The following is a 17,685-nucleotide window of genomic DNA, read 5'->3' on the forward strand; positions in this document are numbered from 1 at the left end:
CTATTTTTTCACTAAGTCTGCACGAGGGTAGAAAAAGACCTGTTCTCTTTCCACCATGATCTTCTCTTTGTCATCGGTAGCATAGGCCCTTATCACTATAGGGATAGGGACATCTTTTCTTGTATTGTTTGCCAGTTGCTCTGTTGTTTCCAGGACCACTACTTTTTTCTTTTTCTGGCCTGCACCAAGATCAAATGGCTCCGAAGGTCTCCTGATGGTGATCTTGTCATTGCCTACGATCTCAAAGTAATAGGTATGGTCTTTGCTGTCGGTATTGGCAAACATGAAAATATAATCATTCTGTACGACACCGTTGTCCAGTACCTTATAGAGTCTTTGACTTTTGTTGATATTTAAAAGCATATGCTCTTTTTTACTTCCCATCACGAACAGTGTCACAAGTACGATCATAAGCACGGCAAAATATGCGATAACTTTGCCTCTAAAGTAGTTCGTTTTGCCTTCATGACGAAGGGTCTCTTTTTCACTTGACCACTGTACCAGACTCGGTTTACCTAATGCACCCATCACTGAAGTACAGGCATCTACACACTCCAGACAGTTGATACATTCAAGCTGCAGTCCTTTACGGATATCAATATGTGTCGGACAGACGGTCACACAACTTTCACACGTGGTACACTCGGCATTAGGCTCCACGCTTAGAAGATCTTTCTGTTTCGTAAATTTCTTTTCTCTCTCATATCCATGCCCTTCATAGATCTCGCCACCTCTTATAGGGTCATAGACTGCCATGATCGTATCATCATCATAGAGTACAGACTGCACACGGCTGTAAGGACAGACATAGACACAAAAATTCTCTTTGATGAAGACCACATCAAGTATGATGAACAGTGCCGTACTCACCAATACACCTAGCAACACCATATGTTCAGCAGGATCGCTCAAATACCTGAAGAAGTCTTCAGGCGGTACAAAGTACCATAAAAAGTTGGCAGAAGCTATAAATGCCAACACGGACCAGAGCAGGATAGCGATCACAACTTTCACTTTGTTTTCCATTTTGCTCATATCGGGTTCTTTCTGCTTGTTTTTGATCTTTTTTCTCAATCCTAGGAGTTTTGTCTCTATACCATCTCTATAGATCACCCTGAAAATGGTCTGAGGACAGGCCCAACCACACCAGGCTCTACCCCCTACTGCCGTGATGGCAAAGATACCCAGGAAAAGGAGCATAAGCAAAAACGGCATCAGGTAAAGCTCTTGCATATCAAAAGCGATCCCTGCCAAATGCAACTTCTTCTGATCAAAACTCAATAAAAAGAGATGGTTGCCATTGATCGTGATCCATGGCGTGACCATGGCAACGACCGTTGCAGCTGCATAAAACCAGTATCTTTTGATACGGTAAGGCATCCACCCTTTTAAATACTCTTTTGCCTGATTTTTCTTTGGTTTTTCTGTTGATATTGTAGATTCCATTTATGACACCTTTCGTTGTTTTGCTTCTTTCTCTTTTTCAAACGGACAGATCAGTACGATATTGTCCATATCTCTGGCACCTTCTGATGGGTTCATCTCCATCCATGCCCCTTCTACTAACTCTCTGATCCCGCGTGACTCGATATAGTCTTTCAGGGAACTGCGGCTTACGCCCAACTCTCTGGCTATCGCACTGACATTCATTCCGCTTCTCAAAAAAGAGATGATCTCTCTCTGATGGATATCGAACTTGGAGCTTGATTTGCTCCCTTTTGGGCGTCCTATCTGGTTGGTCTTCTCTTTTTCTTCCTCTCTTAATGCATTTAATAAAGGAAAGATCTCAACCATACTGGTCTCTTTGTTCATGACCAGATTTGAGTCTACGATCCAAAGATCAACACTATGACTTAGCATACAATTTATTACCTTTACCAATTCTTCAACTTTGTCACTCAAAACGAACAAAGACGAGACGATCACGGTATACCCTTCTTGCATAGTTTGCAAAAATGCTTCAAAATCCTTCCTTTCATCCAAAAGAAGATTTTTCGTCGCGTATTCAACCACTTCCTGACCAATATCCAGTTCATTTCTCAGTGCAAATGCAAGAATATCACTCTGCTGTGTGGTCAAATGCGGAAACCCTGGCACCTGCCTCATATATGCATAAACCATATTATTCCTTTTGATAATTTTTATTATATTATCTTATGTGATGATAAAAGTCAAGTAATTTTAGACTATTTTCGTCATTTTTAGCACAATCATCGTCATTTTTTCTTCCTTGCACCTATTTTATGTTAAAATACGCCTAGAGAAACAAGCATGAGGATAAAAAGTGAACCTTACACACCTAGATGAACAAAACAAACCCAAAATGGTCGATGTATCAGACAAAGAAAACACTACCCGTATTGCTACGGCAAGCGGAATCATAGAAGTAGGACAAGCTGCCTTTGATGCTGTACTGGAAAATACGGCAAAAAAAGGACCCGTGCTGCAAACTGCGGTCATTGCTGCCATTCAAGGGACCAAACAAACCTCAACACTCATCCCTATGTGTCACCCCCTTATGCTGACCTCCGTCAAGACGGATATTGAAGAGCTTCCTGACCTCCCGGGGTTTAAACTCACGGTCACGGCAAAACTCAACGGACAGACAGGGGTCGAGATGGAAGCGCTTACGGGGGTCAGTGTAGGACTGCTGACGATCTACGATATGCTCAAAGCCATTGACAAAGGGATGGTCATTAAAAATGTACAATTGGAACAGAAGTCCGGCGGAAAGAGTGGCGATTTTAATCGCGCATAAGTTTCAAGAAGGAGAAAAAGATGATCTTAGATGACAAAACACCCCAAAGACCACAAATCGAGTACCCCACACGATGGGGCTTTAAACTCATAGGCAGAGACAAAGAAGCCCTTTTACGATGTATCAAAGAAGCCATGGGAGACAAAGAACACCTTTGCTCTTTGGGAAACTCATCGCGAACAGGAAAATTTCATACCTATAACGCCAGTTGTGTTGTTGAAACAGAGGAAGAGAGAAACCGTATCTTTAAATACTGCCAGGATCATGATGACGTGGATATGGTGATCTGATTCATCCTCCGATTCTGAAGTACTAGAGACCCCTTCTGCTGCTCAACATTTTATCGGCACTCAAACTCACCAGCATAGAGACGACCACATAGGCCAAAAAGAAATACAACCCTACTTGCACCTCAGCATGACTGACATCAGAGCCGTTGCTTGTGAGATACACCAGCAACGTAGCCACCACAAAGACATCCAGCATGGACCATTTCCCGATCCATTTGAAAAACGTTACGATACCGTGAGCAAACCTGCTCTCCATCACAAGCGCCACAAACATTAAAGAGAGCGTTTTAAAAAACGGTATGAGTATAGAAAAGAGGAGGATCACCAAGGCTACCGCGATCTCGCCGCTCTCCCATAACTTCACCACGGATCCCAAGAGACTTTTGGACTCAAAAGAGAGTACGACATCACCGATATAGTCGAACTCTTTATGGATCGTCACGGTCAGCAGGGGAGCAAAAAGACCAAAAGTTAACACAATAAGTGCCGACAAACCGCCAAAAAATGTGAACAGCCTCAAGTCAACAAGAAAAGCACTGATCAAGATCACGAGAAGTACACCCATGACATAGAGGGTATAACGCTTCGCTTCTCTCTGATGCTCTTTTTGTGCGATCATGGTCTCTTCACGTAAACGCCTCTTGTCATTCTCGTAGTATCCCAAGCTGAACTTCTCCGCCCATCGTTTTGCCTGGTACTCGGCTTGCGTTGAGATCTCTTTATCTATGACCAGTGTTTGCGTACGCGCTTCATACTGCTTTGCCTGCGAATATGCCTGCAGCCCAAAATACCCCATGATGATCACCAATAAGGACAATAACAGCATCATTATCTTTTTATTCATAGAGAGATTATACTATAATCACTGCTATGAATATAGATACATTAAAACAGATAGCACTGGACGCAGGCAAGATCGTCAAGGAAGGGTACACTTCCCACAAAGAGGTCTCGCATAAAGGGGTGGTTGATCTTGTCACCGAATTTGATCTTAAAACCGAAGCCTTTATCATCGATCAACTCAAAAAAGCATTTCCTGCCCATACCCTTGTAGGAGAAGAGAGTCACCATGGAAGTTACCACCATGATAAGGCCATTTACATTGACCCCATCGATGGTACGACCAACTTCGTCCACGGCATCCCGTATCTTGCGATCTCACTTGGCGTCTGGGAACAAGGAAAACCTATACTGGCTGTTGTCTATAACCCCATTTTGGAAGAGCTCTACTGGGCTGTACAGGGGGAAGGTGCGTATTGTAATGGACAAAGGATCGAGGTGAGCCCACAAAGCAAGCTTCAAAATGCACTGATCGCGACAGGATTCCCTTATGCCAAGGTCAATGCCGGCATTGAGTACCAGTGGGTGATCGACTGCATGACCAACCTGCTGCCGCATATCCAGGATATCCGCAGGCTGGGCGCAGCAGCAGTTGATCTATGCTATCTTGCCCATGGGAAGGTAGAAGCCTTCTATGAGATCGATCTCAAACCGTGGGATGTAGCTGCAGGGATCTTGATCGTACAGGAAGCCGGTGGACGGATCAGCAATGTGGACAATGCGCCATTTGATTTTGATGATAAAAGTATTGTTGCGAGCAATGGTAAAGTACATCAACAGCTGATAGACTATTTAGAGAAGATCTAAATACCTAAAGAGCCTGTTTTTTATTTGCTTTCTGATTTTTGAGGAAAGAAGTAGAGCATCACCAATAGCCATACCACAGCAAGGTCTATAGCCACATCTGCAAAGTTGAATACTGCAAAATCAAATCCACAATGCCAGGCAACATAATCCACTACGCCCCCATGCACAAAACGATCATACACATTACCCATTGCACCGCCTATCAGCAGCCCTACAGGAAAGGCATAACGCTTGATATACCCTTCTTTAAATACAAAGAACAATATCGCCACCACAAGGAGTGCCTGTATCCATTTAAGGGTAGGTCCGAGAAATGACAGCATAGAGAAAGCCACACCTTTATTATAGTGCAGCTCAAGGTCTATACATTGTCCCGGACGATAGTATCCCTCAATAAAAATCGATTTGATATTCTGGTCTATAATGAAGGTCCCCAAAAGGACCAGGAAAAAGACAGCAAAAGCTCTCATTAAGCTAATGCCCTTTTAAAGAATATTACACACTCTTGCATGATCTCTTCAACTTTTTTTTCATCTTTTCCCTCGAGCAAAAGGCGTATTTTATTTTCTGTTCCGGAGTAACGGAAAAGATGACGTATGCCTAACCCTTCAATTTTTTCTTTGAGGGCATCTAACCCTTCGATCGTATCAAAATCTCTTTTTTCCTGGATCAGAAGGTTCACTAAAAGTTGCGGGTACGACTCATAGGGATTAAATGCTTCACTCGCCTTTTTACCCGTCTCTACCAAGTATGCCAAAGCCTGCAGTGCGCTGGAGATACCATCTCCCGTCTTGGCATAATCTGAGAAAATGATATGCCCACTCTGCTCTCCACCAAAGTTCATCCCATATTGCTGCATCATCTCCACGACATTTTTATCTCCTACTGCAGAACGGTGGAGTGTAAGCCCCTGTGAAGTCAGATACTCACCAAGTCCCTGATTGCTCATCACTGTAGCAACCATCCCGTCACCTTTGAGTGTCCCTTGATTCTTAAGATGTACCGCAAGCACACCCATCAACTTATCTCCATCAACGACTTCACCCTTCTCATCTACCATCACAAGCCGATCCGCATCACCATCCAAGGCGATGCCCACATCTGCACGATATTCCAGAACCGCTTTTGCCAGATACTCCGGATACATCGCTCCACATCCTTCATTGATGTTAAATCCGTTAGGCTTGTCACATAACACCACAACCTCTGCACCAAGCTCCTGTAGGATCGTAGGGCCGACAATATATCCCGCTCCGTTCGCACAGTCAATTACGACACGTTTACCCGATAGAGTAGCTGTTTCGGGAAAAGAGTTTTTGATATGTACGATGTACCGACCGACCACATCATCTATTCTTTTTGATTTCCCAATCTCTTTACCTGTCACCTGTGCTGTTTCTATCTGCGCATCGTCCTCATAGATCGCTTCTATCTCTTTCTCTTTTTCACGGTTCAATTTGTTTCCGTCCCAGTCAAAGAACTTAATACCGTTATCATAATAGGGATTATGGCTTGCAGAGATCATGATCCCTGCATCACAACGCATGTTCGCTGTTAAAAATGCAATGGCCGGTGTAGGCATAGGCCCTATCTGTATCACATCAAACCCTACAGCAGTAAGCCCCGAGACCATAGCGTTTTCTATCATGTACCCACTACGTCTGGTATCTTTTCCTACCAATATTTTGTTGGTTCTGCTGAATCGTTTAAAATAGATGCCTGTGGCCATAGCCAAGCGCATGGCATGCACTGCACTGACTTTTTTCCCTGCTTTGCCGCGTACACCATCTGTTCCAAAAAGTTCCAAGTTAATTCCTTAATAGGGTTTTGCACTATCCCCTTGATTCTATGGCTCTCATTTTAACGCAAATTTAATTAACATTCCTCTATAAACACTACACCACTCTCTTCATCCAATTCATCTTCCATGGTATTACATTAATAAATCTTTAATCTTTATTTGGCTATTATTCGCGAACTATTTTCACTCTAATTTATTGAGTAATAACAATATACCTATAAAGGAAACAACATGGCACACCATAAGTCAGCAAAAAAACGTATTTTGCAAACTGCTGTAAGAACTGAAAGAAACAGATACTACAGAACGAGAATCAAAAACATCACAAAAGCAGTACTTGAAGCAGTAGCAGCAGAAGATAAAGCAGCAGCGGCAGCAGCTTTCGCAACAGCGAACAAACAAATCCACTCACTGGTAAGCAAAGGTTTCATCAAGAAAACAACTGCTGCGAGAAAAGTAAGCCGTCTTCATAAAATGGTAAATGCTATCGAAGCTGCATAAGCAGTCTCGATACACCCTCACTAAAATCACAATCTAACACAAAGAACGCCTATGTTCAAAGAAAAACTTCAACCTTTCATCGACAGATACAATGAACTCAGTGAACTCCTAAGTTCCCCGGATATCACCAGTGACATTAAGCGCATGACAGAACTCAGTAAAGAGCAGTCTGACCTTGGTCCCTTGGTAGAGAGAGCAAATCTTTACGTTGAAACTGCTGATGCCATAAAAGAGAATAAAGAACTTTTAGGGGATGCAGAGCTTGGTGACCTTGCAAAAGAGGAGCTCAGTGAGTTAGAGCCAATGCTGCCTGCCCTGGAAGAAGAAATTAAAATCCTTATGATCCCGAAAGACAAAAATGATGACAAAAATATCTTTCTTGAACTGCGGGCAGGTGCAGGGGGAGACGAGAGTGCCCTTTTTGTGGCAGATGTCTTCAAAATGTACTCACGCTATGCAGAACAGATGGGATGGAAAATAGAGATCGTCAGTACCAATGAAGGGACTTCAGGGGGGTATAAAGAGCTTATCGCCCAAATTAAAGGCGGCAGTGTCTATTCCAAACTGAAATACGAAGCAGGCACACACCGTGTGCAGCGTGTACCGGATACCGAAACACAAGGACGGGTACATACCTCTGCGATTACTGTGGCTGTCATACCGGAAGTAGATGATGTAGAAGTGGACATCAAACCCAATGAAATAAAAATGGATGTATACCGTTCAAGCGGCTGTGGGGGTCAATCGGTCAATACCACTGATTCTGCCGTACGTTTGACGCACATTCCTACAGGCATTGTCGTCGCCATTCAGGATGAAAAGTCACAGCACAAGAACAGAGACAAAGCCATGAAGGTACTGAAGGCAAGAGTCTATGAGGCAGAGCTGCAAAAGCAGCTGGATGAAACGTCAAGCCAGAGAAAACTTCAAGTGGGTTCTGGAGATCGTTCAGAAAAGATCAGAACATACAATTACCCGCAAAACAGACTGACCGATCATCGCATCGGATTGACACTTTATGCCCTCGATGATGTGATGAACAACGGTAACTTAAAATTGGTCATCGATCCGCTTATCGCCCATGCGCAAACAGAAGCCATCCAGGAAGCAGGTCTTTGATCCATGTTGAAATTTGAACCACTCAAAAGCAATAGTGACCTCAAAGAGATTATTAAAGCTGCTTTTGATGCAGATCTTTCCGTTTCCGGTGCATGGGGATACACACAAGCACTTTCGACTGTCATTGAATCCTCAGAGGTTCCAGTAAAACAGCTAGAGCATATGCTTGCATCTATGCGTACTTATATAGAGATGAATATGACCCTTCCCAAAGAGGAACGTTACGGAAGTATCAATCTCAATGAAACGAAGAGAGTACAACAACACGTGGATGGACTGGTCTATGATAAGGTGACTTATGAGATCACTGCGATGAGAGAAGAGACCTATACGGCATTTATCAATGCATACAAAGAAGGTTTAGGCACAGAAGACTTTGATATCGCAGAACATTTTGAACAAAGAAAAAAAGCTACGATCACAAGAAAAGAAGAGTATTGGTTTGAAGTGCATCAAACACTTTGACCCGGATCCCCACTTTCAGACTCCACATTACTTTTAAACTCCACCACTCTATATTCACCACAGCAAAGACAATGAAAGGCAGAGAGAAAATCTCATTCTCTCTCACTCTTTTTTATCCCAGCAAAGAGAGTCAACAGATGTCAGTATTCCGGATAGTGTGTAATAATGGAGAGGTATAGAAAGAAGAGAGAAAAGTGTTGTCATCAAAACCTGAGAGAATACACTTCCCTGTGTAATAAAACTCATCCATACACTCTATCAGAGTCCATGGATAAATTCTTTACACTCTATGAATCTGACCGAAAAACGGTCAGAGGAGGTATTATTTAATACCTTTGATGTTTTTGTCTTCAGTAACAGTTTTACCGCTAAGATCTGTCCATGTGATCTCAATCTTGTCACCTTTTTTCAATCCTGAATCTCTGAAGGCAAATTTGAATTGCGGATTCTTAGACCAGAACTGGCTTGTAGATACATCAAATACTACTTTACCGTTTACATTTGCACTAATGTGAGTGATGAAGTTTGCTTCAACACCTTTTTTCTTTGCTTGATCATAAGTAAGCATGTCATGTTTTGCCATTACTTTTACTTCTACAACATCGCCTTTAAGCTTTGCTTTAATTTTCATATTAGCCATAATATTCCTTTATTTTCTATTTCTGTTATACTTAATTAGATTTTATTATCTAATCCAACGGCTTGAAGGGGGATTAACCTTCACATCCACCAAGAGCAACTTCCAGTGTAACCTTACCTGCATAGAACTTACCATCAGTACCTTCTACAATTGCAGTGATCGTTCCAGATTCTTTCATTTTGATCTTAGTCATAAAATCTACGATTCCACCCTCTTGTACATCCCATACACATACAGCTGCTTCAGGGTTTACATCTTGGAAAAGAGCTACAGTTTTAGCAGCGATATCTGACTCTACAGTGACTGGGATCGCTCCACCGTTACTTGCTACTTTTGGTGCTTTAACTTTTACACCGCTTTCTTCTGGTTTGATATCACCGTAAAGTGCTTTAACCGCGTCTGATACAGTGTGAGCAGTCCATACATCAGGCTTAGTAGCTCTGAAATCAATTGCAGATAAGCTTGCTGGCAATACAGCTGCTGCAGCTATACTTAAACTCATAAATTTTCTTCTATCCATTTTATTTCCTTTGTATAAAAAATTTAGATAAAAGGCTGGATGAACCAACCTGATATTTTATTTTACTATTCTATTGTGAAATAATTGTGATAACTCACAATTATTTACTTGCTCCGATCATATAATCGACTACTTCTTTTACTTTTTCATCTGAAAGGTCCATCGCACCACCTTTTGGAGGCATACCGCCTTTTCCATTGATTGCGTTGTGATACACTTGGTCCAGACCTTTTTTAAGTGCTGCATCCCATGCTGCTTTGTCACCTACTGCAGGTGCACCCATTGCATCTGTAGCATGACATACTGCACAACTTGCTTCATAGGTATCTTTACCTGGTGCTGCTGCACCTGTTTCTTTTACTTCAGGCAATGTTTTTTCTGAGCTTAACGGTGGGTTAAAGTCAGTAAGTTCAAATCCGATTCTCTGTACTTCAGGCTCACCCTCAAAACAGTCTTTCATACATCTTACACCGTTACCATAGTTCAATGGGTTGTTGTAATATTCACGTACATTGTCTTGACCTTCTGGTCCACTGATCTTAGGTTCAAAACCATCAACGTTTGGCATCACGATCTTTAGGAACTTCTCTCTGTCAAGTTCATACTCATCATCCACAAGCTCACCCTCGATCTTTATCTCATTGATGTAAAGGATATATGCTGATAGCGCATACACTTCATCTGTTGTCAAAGACATAGGTGCTTGGTGAGGCATACCTGTTTTGATGTACCACCATAATGTACTCGCATACGGCCAGTATGGACCAAACGCACGCTGAGGACCTTCAGAATCCGGCTTCACCCTTTGGTTCTTCATTGTTTTCTGCAATGCATATGCGTTACCCAATGTAAGTTTTGGGTAAAGCCCAGAACCTGCACCAAAGTCACCGTGACAAGATGCACATTTTGTTTCATACACTTCATCACCCTCTTCTACCGTACCTGAACCTTCAGGAAGGCCTGTACCGTCTGGCATTACATCGATATCCCAAGCTTTCTGCTCATTTGCAGTGGCTATTTTACCTTTGTTGAATGCTGCTGTGTGTGCTGCATCATTGACATAATACTCACCTCTTTTACCGTTGACACTCGGATATGTTACCCCACCGTCAACGACAAGTTTATTATTGAAACCATATGTTTTCTTAACACTGTCAGAAACCAAAGCGTTTGCAGGTCCAACAGCATCAATGACTCTTTTATCGAAACCTTCTGTGTTCATTGTAGTAGTTACGGGTGCTGCACTTTTTGTTTCCGTTGCAGACTTTGCTTCAGCTGTATCTTTTGTACCGTTAGATGCATTACAAGCTGTTCCTAAAAATACTACTGATGCAAGCAGTGTACTCGCAACAATTTTTTTATGATAAGATTTGTACATTTGTAACCTCTCCTTTTGCATCAATTTCCCATGTGTGGATACCGTTTCTATGGTAAACACCCTCGATTCCTACCGCAGCTCTTTCGTTTTTAACTGTTGGCTGAATGTGTCCTGCATCATCTGAAGCACGTGAACTAAGTAGCATTGGCTCACCTGTATATTCATGCATGATAGAGAATCTAGTCCAAGCTCTGTCAAGTACCAGACCTTTCAGAGATGCTTCTACCCAGTTTTTACCGCCATCGAATGATACATCAACAGTTGTGATCGTACCCATACCAGACCATGCAAGTCCCTCGATCTCTACCATATCACCTTTTTTAAGGTCTGTCCATGGCTTCTCAGGACATGGCGAAGTGATCACAGAGTTCACTTCATTTGCATAGAAGTGCTGTATCGCTTTACCTGTATATTTCAATGCCGTATATTTAGATGTCTCTTCTTTCGCAAAGAATGGCTCAGATGAGAACTCAAGTCTAGCTAACCATTTCACACATAGGTTTGCTTCCCAACCTGGAACAACGATTCTGATCGGGTAACCTTGCTCTGGACGTAATGCTTCACCATTTTGTCCCCAAACGATCATTGCATCATCAAGTACTTTGTCTATAGGGATTGTTCTACCCATGTGTGAACTGTCGTTACCTTCGGCAAGCATCCATTGTGCCTCTGGTTTAAGACCAAGATCTTTAAGAATATCTTTGATGTAAACACCGGTCCACTCAGCACAAGACATAAATCCTTTTGCAAATTGGATCGAGTTGAACTGAGGTCCTCTCCACTCTGGTCCACCGTTCGCTGGACACTCAAGGAAGTGAACTCTACTTACATTTGGATATCTTTTAAGTTGATCCATCGTTAAAACGATCGGCTTCTCAACTAGACCATGAATCATCAGTCTATGCTCGTTCGGATCAATTGTTGGTGTACCACCGTGATTTCTGTTAAAGAAAAGACCATTCGGTGTGATAATACCGCTCAGATCCTGAATAGGTGTTACCGCAATTGACGCTCTATAGTTACCAGAAGAAAGAATAGGTGTTGTTCTTCTTGTTACCATATGCTCATATGGTGATGGCTGACCATACAAATTCACATCTACACCATCGCCCCACTTGACTGCCCATGGTTTCTCTTCCATGATGTTTGGATCATCCTCAGGGTTTGCTTTAATATGCTCACTCGCATCTATTGTGACGGGTGCGACAACACTAGCTGCAGCTAATGCGCCCATAGAATAAGTTGCTGTTTTCTTAAAAAAGTTTCTTCTTGATGTTTGCTCTGACACTTCAGAAACAACTTCAAACTCTTCTTTAGTTATCTTATTCATTTGTCCTCCTTGATTAATTTTAAAATGACTAAGGATGTATCCCTTAATTTCGTCATATGCCATAGATTATATTCAAATAAAATAAAAGTTAGGGATTAAAATGATTAATCTCTCCTCAGAATCTATAGAATTATCTTCTCTCTGTAACGAAAATGCACCACAAACATAAAAAAACAATATAATTATCATAAATATTATATATAGGGTCAGCCAAACAGAGCTGAAAATATTCAATAAGAGGTCATTGAATCCATATCAGGCAAACCTGTTACCCTCCAGACCCCATACAGCTTAAGTGAAGTACTTCAATATATTCACGCGTATAATAGAGTTTTCCGTCCATTCCTTCAACTACGGCAAAAACGGTTCCTTTAAATTCCATTCTTATAGGAAGCTCATACTCGATCACATTCTCTTCATGGATATCAAAGACTGCGACCAGACTCTTGGGATTGGCATCCTGGAAAATGGCAAGAGTTTTTGCTTTGAGTGCTGAGCGTATAGTGACAGGGATGTTTTCCGGGTCTCTGACGATGCCTCGAGGGACGATAAGTTCTACAGCTGTACTCTTTTGGATCGTTGCAAATTTTTCTCTTCCATACAGTGCCAGTGCTGCATCATCGATAGAAGAGGCCTTCCATGCCAAAGGTTTACTCTTTCTGAAATCTACCGCCAGCACTTCTGCTGTATAAGGAAAAATGCAAAAACCCAGAACTAAAAAATGACGTCGATTCATACTTTTTCCAATACCCTCTGTATAGCGTTGCCACGTGACGCCACATCACCCACACACTTTGAATTCGCCTCTAATGCTTTCTTCAATCCATCCTCTTCCCTGCCATACTTCATGATAAAATAGATAGATTCCGCCAAAGTGTTCTCCAGGGGAGTAGAGACATCCGGCTCGACCGGATTAAAATAGGTATTATCCCAAAGTACCCCCATACTTAAGAGTGCCAAGGCATCGTTCCCTTCTTCTTGTGACAAATGGGACTGAGGGTGTATCGCCTCTTGGTATTTAGCCATCGCCTGGGATACTTTAGCCGTTATAAGACCGCCTATCGTCACGGCAGCCAACTCTATGGCATCTCTGTAGGGCATACCATTCTTTATATTCTCTTCAACCATCTTATAGAACTGTTCTATTCTCTCTTCACTGCTTGTGCTCACTAAAAATCCTATATATAAAATATGGATTAAAGATAATACAAAACAGCTTTAAGTTTTCTGACACAAGTGCTCAAGTCACCCTCTATAAAATCTTTATGGTACAATTCTAAAAAACCAAAGAGGAACACTTTTATGAAAAATGTAGGAAAAGTAACAACTCTTTTTATCTCTGTACAGGGCTCCTCTTCTCGTATGGAAAAAGAGGCATTCAACTTAGATCCAAAAGGTGTCATGGAAGATAAATATTATGACACCAATATCAACCGGTCTGTTCTGCTTACGTCAGAAGCGAGTTATGCTCTGGCCGGCAGCCACAACATCACATTTCCTTTTGGTTCACTGGGTGAAAACATCTTGATGGACTACAACCCATACCATCTTGTACCGGGAGATCAACTGCGTATCGGCGAAGTGCTTTTGGAAATAAGCCAGAACTGTACGATGTGCGATCATCTTTCACAGATAGACGAGAGTCTGCCTACACTGCTTAAAAATGACAGAGGTATTTTTGCTAAGGTGATTGAGGGTGGTATGATTAAGAAAGCAGATGAAATAACCCTCTTGAAGTAAGAGTGTCATTTCATAGAGTGTGTGAGGAATTTCTCCTCACTGGAATGTTTTACTATTTAGCTGTAAGCTCTTTAAGTATATCTTCCATTTTTTTCTGTGCCATAAGCAGAATATCGTGAGACGCTTTGTCTTCGATCCCCAATGATGCTATCCAGTTATACACTGAAGGGAATCCGATCTCCATGGTGTTTGTACCTCTTTTTTGATACATATACATTGAACAAGGTGCAAATGCTCCTGCTTCCGGATGTGTTTTAGCCACTGTATAGATCACTTCTAGGTAACAGATAGAGTAAACGTCATAAAAAGTATATCCCTCATAACCACTCTCTTCTATATCATAGTTAAGGTCATTAAATCCTGCATTGATAAACATAGCCGGGATCAATGCCTGTTCAAATGCAGCCTGGAACTCTTCTTTTTGCTCTTCCCAGTCTCCATCAGGATCCATAGCCAATTGTGCTGTTGAAACAAGTGGACCTTCCGGCTGCTTCATTTCATAAGTTACTGTTTCTTCTTTTGCATTTGGAAGTGCTGCTCTAAGTGTCTCTTGCACAAGCTTGCCATATGCAACCAGCTCTGCATCATCCGCAGGAACACCCATGATCTCTGCCATTGCCTCAGTACTCAAAGAAGAGATAGAGATCGTTTTTGTCCCTTTTTTTGTCCAGATAGACATACTCATTGGAGAGAAAAGCCCGATATTCGGATATTTTTTAGCCAATTTAACCACAAAGTCTTTTTTGAAGATCGTAAAGAGGTTATAGACATCAAACTCAAGCGTATCAAAGTTTTTCGTACCGTCTTTGATCTGTTTTTTCCATGGTGCAGTCATATCTCTGTTGTCATTGATGAAAAAACCAGCTTTTTCAAATGCCGCTGCGATTGTTTTAGGCGTGATCTTACCATCGCTGTTATCTGCCGTTAGAATGCTAACATTGTGTTTAGCTGTATTCGTGTCATTTGCAACAGTTCCCGTTACCAGTCCCATAGCAACAAGCATTGCAAGTAGCAATTTTGTGAAGTGTTTCATTGTAGTCCTTTTTGTGTGTGTTTTATACATGGCCATTATTATAACTGAACTTCATTTAATTTCAATTAATAACTTTATGTGTCATAAGATAAAGAAAAATAGTGGATTAAGTGTGTAAAGAGTTTTTTTTAATATGAGGATTAACAAAGGGGGAAAATCCCTTTGTTAAATGATCTTAGAATCTATATCTGATGTAGAATCTGAAGTCTTTTGCTGTTTCCACAGTCATCGGTGCATATGCAGCAGCCGTTGCTAATTGCATTGCCGTTGCAGGATCTGCAGTCATAAGACCACCTTGCTGAGCAGGAGTCATAGCATTCCATGCAGCAGCACCCGCTTTGATATCATCTATTTTCACTGGGGTACCTGTAGAGCTTCCGAAGAACCCGTTGCTTCCTGTGTACTCATAGTCCATTTGAACATATCTAAGCTGCATGCTAAGTGCCTCATTGATCTGGTATGTCCAGTTAGCTTCATAAGCATCACCACGTGTAGCAAGTTTAGAACCTGCCATAGTATCTTCAGCATAAGTGAATGATCTCCAGTACTTTGAACCGTGGTTATACTCAAGTCCAATTTTACCATAGTTATCATCACCAACAGTTACAGGAAGGTAAGCACCAAACCAGTAAGATGTACCTGTTTTGTCCTCTGCAGAACCTAACATTGTACTACCTGCATCTGGATCAGTTTGGCTATATGCGATTGAACCGAATACTTTTGCATCTGAGAAATAACCATCTTCAGTGATACCATCAACCATCGCAGAGAATGCACCACCTTGGATATCTCCCACTTGCTGCATAGCACCGAACATTGGGTTCAATAACATTCCCCCATCAGTAGTTTGAGTATTAGGAATGAAAGGTTGTGCCATTGGATCAATTAGATCAGGAAGATCGAATGCTTTAAACCAAAGTGCCTTTGTGATGATCTGGCCATTATTGAATGGTTCAAGGATAAATCCAGCAAGTTGGATATCTTCCAATCCATTCGCTTCAACATCAGCATTTGGTGTAGCAGAACCGATCAATGGCACTGCATTTGTAGAACCATTCCCGGCACATAGTTTGATCGACATTCCAGGAACACCTGTCACTTTTGAAAGATCAAGCTTAGAGCTCAAACCGTCATATTCAACGTTAATGATGTGACCTAGTGGAGATGCAGCTGCATCATCTTGACTTAAATTAGCAAGGAACCCGTTTGTTGACGGTCTTCTACCGATAGAGAATGTCCAAGGCATATCCATTCCAAACGCATTTTCACCAAGGTACAACCAGTATGCTTGTCTAACTCTAACGGTAGTATCTCTTAATGCTTCGTTTGTTGTCCAGTCAAATGCATCAAACGGACGGAGCATAGGGTTGTCAAAACTCGCACCCATCGCTTTATTCGTTGAAAGTTGCCCTTTAAATACATTGTTAGCATCTGGTGCATACGCCATATTTAACCAAAGTCTGTAGCTGTAAAGGTTATCTTTTCCTTGTGTAGACCCATCAGCCATATCATAATTGATGTTATCATATGATGTTCTCATGTCAACACCCCATTTGATGTTATCTCCTGCATCGTGTGCTTTCACTTCATTGATCTTTTTATTTAGCTTGCTATCTTTTTTCTTAAGTTTTGCAATTTCAGCCTCAAGGTCTGCGATTGAAGTCGCATTTACGCTTGTTAATGCTAGTGTTGCCACAAGTGACGCCGTTAGTATTTTTTTCATGTTTTACTCCTTTAATTTATGTTTGTCCAAAACATGTAACGGTTAGTTTAGACCATCTAGACTGATTTTAGACTTAAAAAAGTAAATTTTTAAAATATTTTGAAGTTAGTTAATATTACATTATAAATGTTATAAAAAGTATAGTGAAAAAGGAGAAAAATAGATGAAGAGCCTAAGGGAATGTAAAAAGGGAGGAAGGATAGGCTCTTCAATAAAAAGGATAACCAGAACCAAGAGAAACAAGGAAGTTATTACAAATATTGGACAAGGAGTAAAACAAATTCTCTTGGAAAGGGAGATGGTTACCTTTCTAAAGATATTATAAACGATGGGAGTTAATGAGGAGTAAATAGAGCATTAATCAAAGGTTTAATTACGGAAGAATCATTATCATCGAAGAGGAAAGAAAGATTTTTAGAAAAAGATAACCGATATAAGATATATCAAGGAAGACTACCTATATTGGACAAGAGTAAAACACGATCTCTTAAAGGTTATGGTTATCTTTTCTGCACGTATTATAGCCCATGAGTGTAAATCATATGTAAAAAGATAAAATATGAGATAAAGTATAAAAGTAATATATATAGATAAAGTAAAAAGGGTAATAAAGACTTTTAAAAATATTTCTTATATTGCTAAGAGTAAATTGATTGTTTAGATTTGAAGGAGTGCTATAAAACTCAAAGTGGCAGCGACCTACATTTCCACAGACGTAGCCTGCAGTATTATCGGCGATG

21 protein-coding genes are annotated in these 17,685 nt (G+C 41.2%); 8 read left to right on the forward strand and 13 right to left on the reverse strand.

Annotation, left to right across the window (positions count from 1 at the left end; translation table 11 throughout):
• On the reverse strand, nucleotides 1-1,446 hold the full coding sequence (gene ccoG, locus LDM98_RS11055; RefSeq protein ID WP_223899467.1) for a cytochrome c oxidase accessory protein CcoG: 1,446 nt from the start codon (nucleotides 1,444-1,446) through the stop codon (nucleotides 1-3).
• On the reverse strand, nucleotides 1,447-2,121 hold the full coding sequence (locus tag LDM98_RS11060; protein ID WP_223899468.1) for a recombinase family protein: 675 nt from the start codon (nucleotides 2,119-2,121) through the stop codon (nucleotides 1,447-1,449).
• A 163-nt stretch (nucleotides 2,122-2,284) separates the two neighbouring features.
• On the opposite strand from LDM98_RS11060, the gene moaC reads away from it, so the two are divergent.
• Nucleotides 2,285-2,758, forward strand: a complete 474-nt coding sequence (moaC, locus tag LDM98_RS11065; protein ID WP_223899469.1) for a cyclic pyranopterin monophosphate synthase MoaC — start codon at nucleotides 2,285-2,287, stop codon at nucleotides 2,756-2,758.
• A gap of 20 nt (nucleotides 2,759-2,778) precedes the next feature.
• Nucleotides 2,779-3,048, forward strand: a complete 270-nt coding sequence (locus tag LDM98_RS11070) for a YbeD family protein (RefSeq protein WP_223899470.1) — start codon at nucleotides 2,779-2,781, stop codon at nucleotides 3,046-3,048.
• A gap of 22 nt (nucleotides 3,049-3,070) precedes the next feature.
• On the opposite strand, the gene LDM98_RS11075 is transcribed toward LDM98_RS11070, so the two are convergent.
• Nucleotides 3,071-3,892: a paraquat-inducible protein A gene (locus LDM98_RS11075; RefSeq protein WP_223899471.1), complete on the reverse strand. Its 822-nt coding sequence runs from the start codon at nucleotides 3,890-3,892 to the stop codon at nucleotides 3,071-3,073.
• Nucleotides 3,893-3,918: 26 nt separating this feature from the next.
• Here LDM98_RS11075 and LDM98_RS11080 point away from each other — a divergent pair, with 26 nt between their 5' ends.
• Nucleotides 3,919-4,695, forward strand: a complete 777-nt coding sequence (locus LDM98_RS11080) for an inositol monophosphatase family protein (protein ID WP_223899472.1) — start codon at nucleotides 3,919-3,921, stop codon at nucleotides 4,693-4,695.
• Between the two features lie 20 nt (nucleotides 4,696-4,715).
• On the opposite strand, the gene lspA is transcribed toward LDM98_RS11080, so the two are convergent.
• Nucleotides 4,716-5,165 carry a signal peptidase II gene (gene lspA, locus LDM98_RS11085; protein WP_223899473.1) on the reverse strand — a complete coding sequence of 150 codons (450 nt, stop codon included), beginning with the start codon at nucleotides 5,163-5,165 and terminating at the stop codon, nucleotides 4,716-4,718.
• A complete protein-coding gene (gene glmM / locus LDM98_RS11090) occupies nucleotides 5,165-6,502 on the reverse strand; it encodes a phosphoglucosamine mutase (protein ID WP_223899474.1) in 1,338 nt (445 codons plus the stop codon). The genes lspA and glmM overlap by 1 nt, the downstream gene beginning before the upstream one ends.
• A 225-nt stretch (nucleotides 6,503-6,727) precedes the next feature.
• On the opposite strand from glmM, the gene rpsT reads away from it, so the two are divergent.
• The 3 genes from rpsT to LDM98_RS11105 are packed head-to-tail and all read left to right on the forward strand — an operon-like array spanning nucleotide 6,728 to nucleotide 8,581.
• On the forward strand, nucleotides 6,728-6,997 hold the full coding sequence (gene rpsT / locus LDM98_RS11095; RefSeq protein WP_223899475.1) for a 30S ribosomal protein S20: 270 nt from the start codon (nucleotides 6,728-6,730) through the stop codon (nucleotides 6,995-6,997).
• Nucleotides 6,998-7,048: 51 nt separating this feature from the next.
• On the forward strand, nucleotides 7,049-8,116 hold the full coding sequence (prfA, locus tag LDM98_RS11100) for a peptide chain release factor 1 (protein ID WP_223899476.1): 1,068 nt from the start codon (nucleotides 7,049-7,051) through the stop codon (nucleotides 8,114-8,116).
• Between the two features lie 3 nt (nucleotides 8,117-8,119).
• Nucleotides 8,120-8,581, forward strand: a complete 462-nt coding sequence (locus LDM98_RS11105; protein WP_223899477.1) for a hypothetical protein — start codon at nucleotides 8,120-8,122, stop codon at nucleotides 8,579-8,581.
• A gap of 322 nt (nucleotides 8,582-8,903) precedes the next feature.
• Here the strand turns inward: LDM98_RS11105 and soxZ are convergent, their stop codons facing one another.
• The 6 genes from soxZ to LDM98_RS11135 form a co-directional block, all read right to left on the reverse strand.
• A complete protein-coding gene (soxZ, locus tag LDM98_RS11110) occupies nucleotides 8,904-9,221 on the reverse strand; it encodes a thiosulfate oxidation carrier complex protein SoxZ (protein ID WP_223899478.1) in 318 nt (105 codons plus the stop codon).
• A gap of 73 nt (nucleotides 9,222-9,294) precedes the next feature.
• Nucleotides 9,295-9,741 (reverse strand): thiosulfate oxidation carrier protein SoxY, encoded by a 447-nt coding sequence (locus tag LDM98_RS11115; RefSeq protein ID WP_223899479.1) that lies wholly within the window; start codon nucleotides 9,739-9,741, stop codon nucleotides 9,295-9,297.
• A gap of 100 nt (nucleotides 9,742-9,841) precedes the next feature.
• Nucleotides 9,842-11,119 (reverse strand): c-type cytochrome, encoded by a 1,278-nt coding sequence (locus LDM98_RS11120; RefSeq protein ID WP_223899480.1) that lies wholly within the window; start codon nucleotides 11,117-11,119, stop codon nucleotides 9,842-9,844.
• Entirely contained in the window at nucleotides 11,100-12,449 is a 1,350-nt protein-coding gene (gene soxC / locus LDM98_RS11125; protein ID WP_223899481.1) for a sulfite dehydrogenase, read from the reverse strand. The genes LDM98_RS11120 and soxC overlap by 20 nt, the downstream gene beginning before the upstream one ends.
• Before the next feature lie 268 nt (nucleotides 12,450-12,717).
• Nucleotides 12,718-13,185: a thiosulfate oxidation carrier protein SoxY gene (locus LDM98_RS11130; RefSeq protein ID WP_223899482.1), complete on the reverse strand. Its 468-nt coding sequence runs from the start codon at nucleotides 13,183-13,185 to the stop codon at nucleotides 12,718-12,720.
• Nucleotides 13,182-13,619, reverse strand: a complete 438-nt coding sequence (locus LDM98_RS11135; protein WP_223899483.1) for a hypothetical protein — start codon at nucleotides 13,617-13,619, stop codon at nucleotides 13,182-13,184. The genes LDM98_RS11130 and LDM98_RS11135 overlap by 4 nt, the downstream gene beginning before the upstream one ends.
• Nucleotides 13,620-13,751: 132 nt before the next feature.
• Between LDM98_RS11135 and LDM98_RS11140 the strand changes: the two genes are divergently transcribed.
• Complete coding sequence (locus LDM98_RS11140; RefSeq protein WP_223899484.1) at nucleotides 13,752-14,189, forward strand: MOSC domain-containing protein; 438 nt, start codon at nucleotides 13,752-13,754, stop codon at nucleotides 14,187-14,189.
• Between the two features lie 52 nt (nucleotides 14,190-14,241).
• On the opposite strand, the gene LDM98_RS11145 is transcribed toward LDM98_RS11140, so the two are convergent.
• Both LDM98_RS11145 and LDM98_RS11150 read right to left on the reverse strand, forming a co-directional pair.
• Complete coding sequence (locus tag LDM98_RS11145) at nucleotides 14,242-15,222, reverse strand: DUF302 domain-containing protein (protein ID WP_223899485.1); 981 nt, start codon at nucleotides 15,220-15,222, stop codon at nucleotides 14,242-14,244.
• 175 nt (nucleotides 15,223-15,397) lie between these two features.
• The gene (locus tag LDM98_RS11150; RefSeq protein ID WP_223899486.1) at nucleotides 15,398-16,945 is read right to left on the reverse strand and encodes a DUF3373 family protein; all 1,548 of its coding nucleotides are present in this window, start codon (nucleotides 16,943-16,945) and stop codon (nucleotides 15,398-15,400) included.
• A gap of 163 nt (nucleotides 16,946-17,108) precedes the next feature.
• Between LDM98_RS11150 and LDM98_RS11155 the strand changes: the two genes are divergently transcribed.
• Nucleotides 17,109-17,270, forward strand: coding sequence for a hypothetical protein (locus tag LDM98_RS11155; RefSeq protein ID WP_223899487.1), 162 nt, complete (start codon nucleotides 17,109-17,111; stop codon nucleotides 17,268-17,270).
• The last annotated feature ends 415 nt before the right edge of the window (nucleotides 17,271-17,685 follow it).

The organism is Sulfurovum sp. TSL1, from assembly GCF_019972135.1.
GTDB lineage: Bacteria > Campylobacterota > Campylobacteria > Campylobacterales > Sulfurovaceae > Sulfurovum.

Excerpts from the sequence above, each read along its gene's own strand:
- LDM98_RS11115 (WP_223899479.1), bottom strand. The coding sequence starts at position 9,741 with ATGGATAGAAGAAAATTTATGAGTTTAAGTATAGCTGCAGCAGCTGTA.
- LDM98_RS11080 (WP_223899472.1), top strand. The coding sequence starts at position 3,919 with ATGAATATAGATACATTAAAACAGATAGCACTGGACGCAGGCAAGATC.
- LDM98_RS11145 (WP_223899485.1), bottom strand. The coding sequence starts at position 15,222 with ATGAAACACTTCACAAAATTGCTACTTGCAATGCTTGTTGCTATGGGA.
- LDM98_RS11140 (WP_223899484.1), top strand. The coding sequence starts at position 13,752 with ATGAAAAATGTAGGAAAAGTAACAACTCTTTTTATCTCTGTACAGGGC.
- LDM98_RS11150 (WP_223899486.1), bottom strand. The coding sequence starts at position 16,945 with ATGAAAAAAATACTAACGGCGTCACTTGTGGCAACACTAGCATTAACA.
- LDM98_RS11070 (WP_223899470.1), top strand. The coding sequence starts at position 2,779 with ATGATCTTAGATGACAAAACACCCCAAAGACCACAAATCGAGTACCCC.
- LDM98_RS11075 (WP_223899471.1), bottom strand. The coding sequence starts at position 3,892 with ATGAATAAAAAGATAATGATGCTGTTATTGTCCTTATTGGTGATCATC.
- lspA (WP_223899473.1), bottom strand. The coding sequence starts at position 5,165 with ATGAGAGCTTTTGCTGTCTTTTTCCTGGTCCTTTTGGGGACCTTCATT.
- LDM98_RS11060 (WP_223899468.1), bottom strand. The coding sequence starts at position 2,121 with ATGGTTTATGCATATATGAGGCAGGTGCCAGGGTTTCCGCATTTGACC.
- prfA (WP_223899476.1), top strand. The coding sequence starts at position 7,049 with ATGTTCAAAGAAAAACTTCAACCTTTCATCGACAGATACAATGAACTC.
- soxC (WP_223899481.1), bottom strand. The coding sequence starts at position 12,449 with ATGAATAAGATAACTAAAGAAGAGTTTGAAGTTGTTTCTGAAGTGTCA.
- LDM98_RS11105 (WP_223899477.1), top strand. The coding sequence starts at position 8,120 with ATGTTGAAATTTGAACCACTCAAAAGCAATAGTGACCTCAAAGAGATT.
- soxZ (WP_223899478.1), bottom strand. The coding sequence starts at position 9,221 with ATGGCTAATATGAAAATTAAAGCAAAGCTTAAAGGCGATGTTGTAGAA.
- LDM98_RS11130 (WP_223899482.1), bottom strand. The coding sequence starts at position 13,185 with ATGAATCGACGTCATTTTTTAGTTCTGGGTTTTTGCATTTTTCCTTAT.
- rpsT (WP_223899475.1), top strand. The coding sequence starts at position 6,728 with ATGGCACACCATAAGTCAGCAAAAAAACGTATTTTGCAAACTGCTGTA.
- LDM98_RS11120 (WP_223899480.1), bottom strand. The coding sequence starts at position 11,119 with ATGTACAAATCTTATCATAAAAAAATTGTTGCGAGTACACTGCTTGCA.
- LDM98_RS11155 (WP_223899487.1), top strand. The coding sequence starts at position 17,109 with ATGAAGAGCCTAAGGGAATGTAAAAAGGGAGGAAGGATAGGCTCTTCA.
- ccoG (WP_223899467.1), bottom strand. The coding sequence starts at position 1,446 with ATGGAATCTACAATATCAACAGAAAAACCAAAGAAAAATCAGGCAAAA.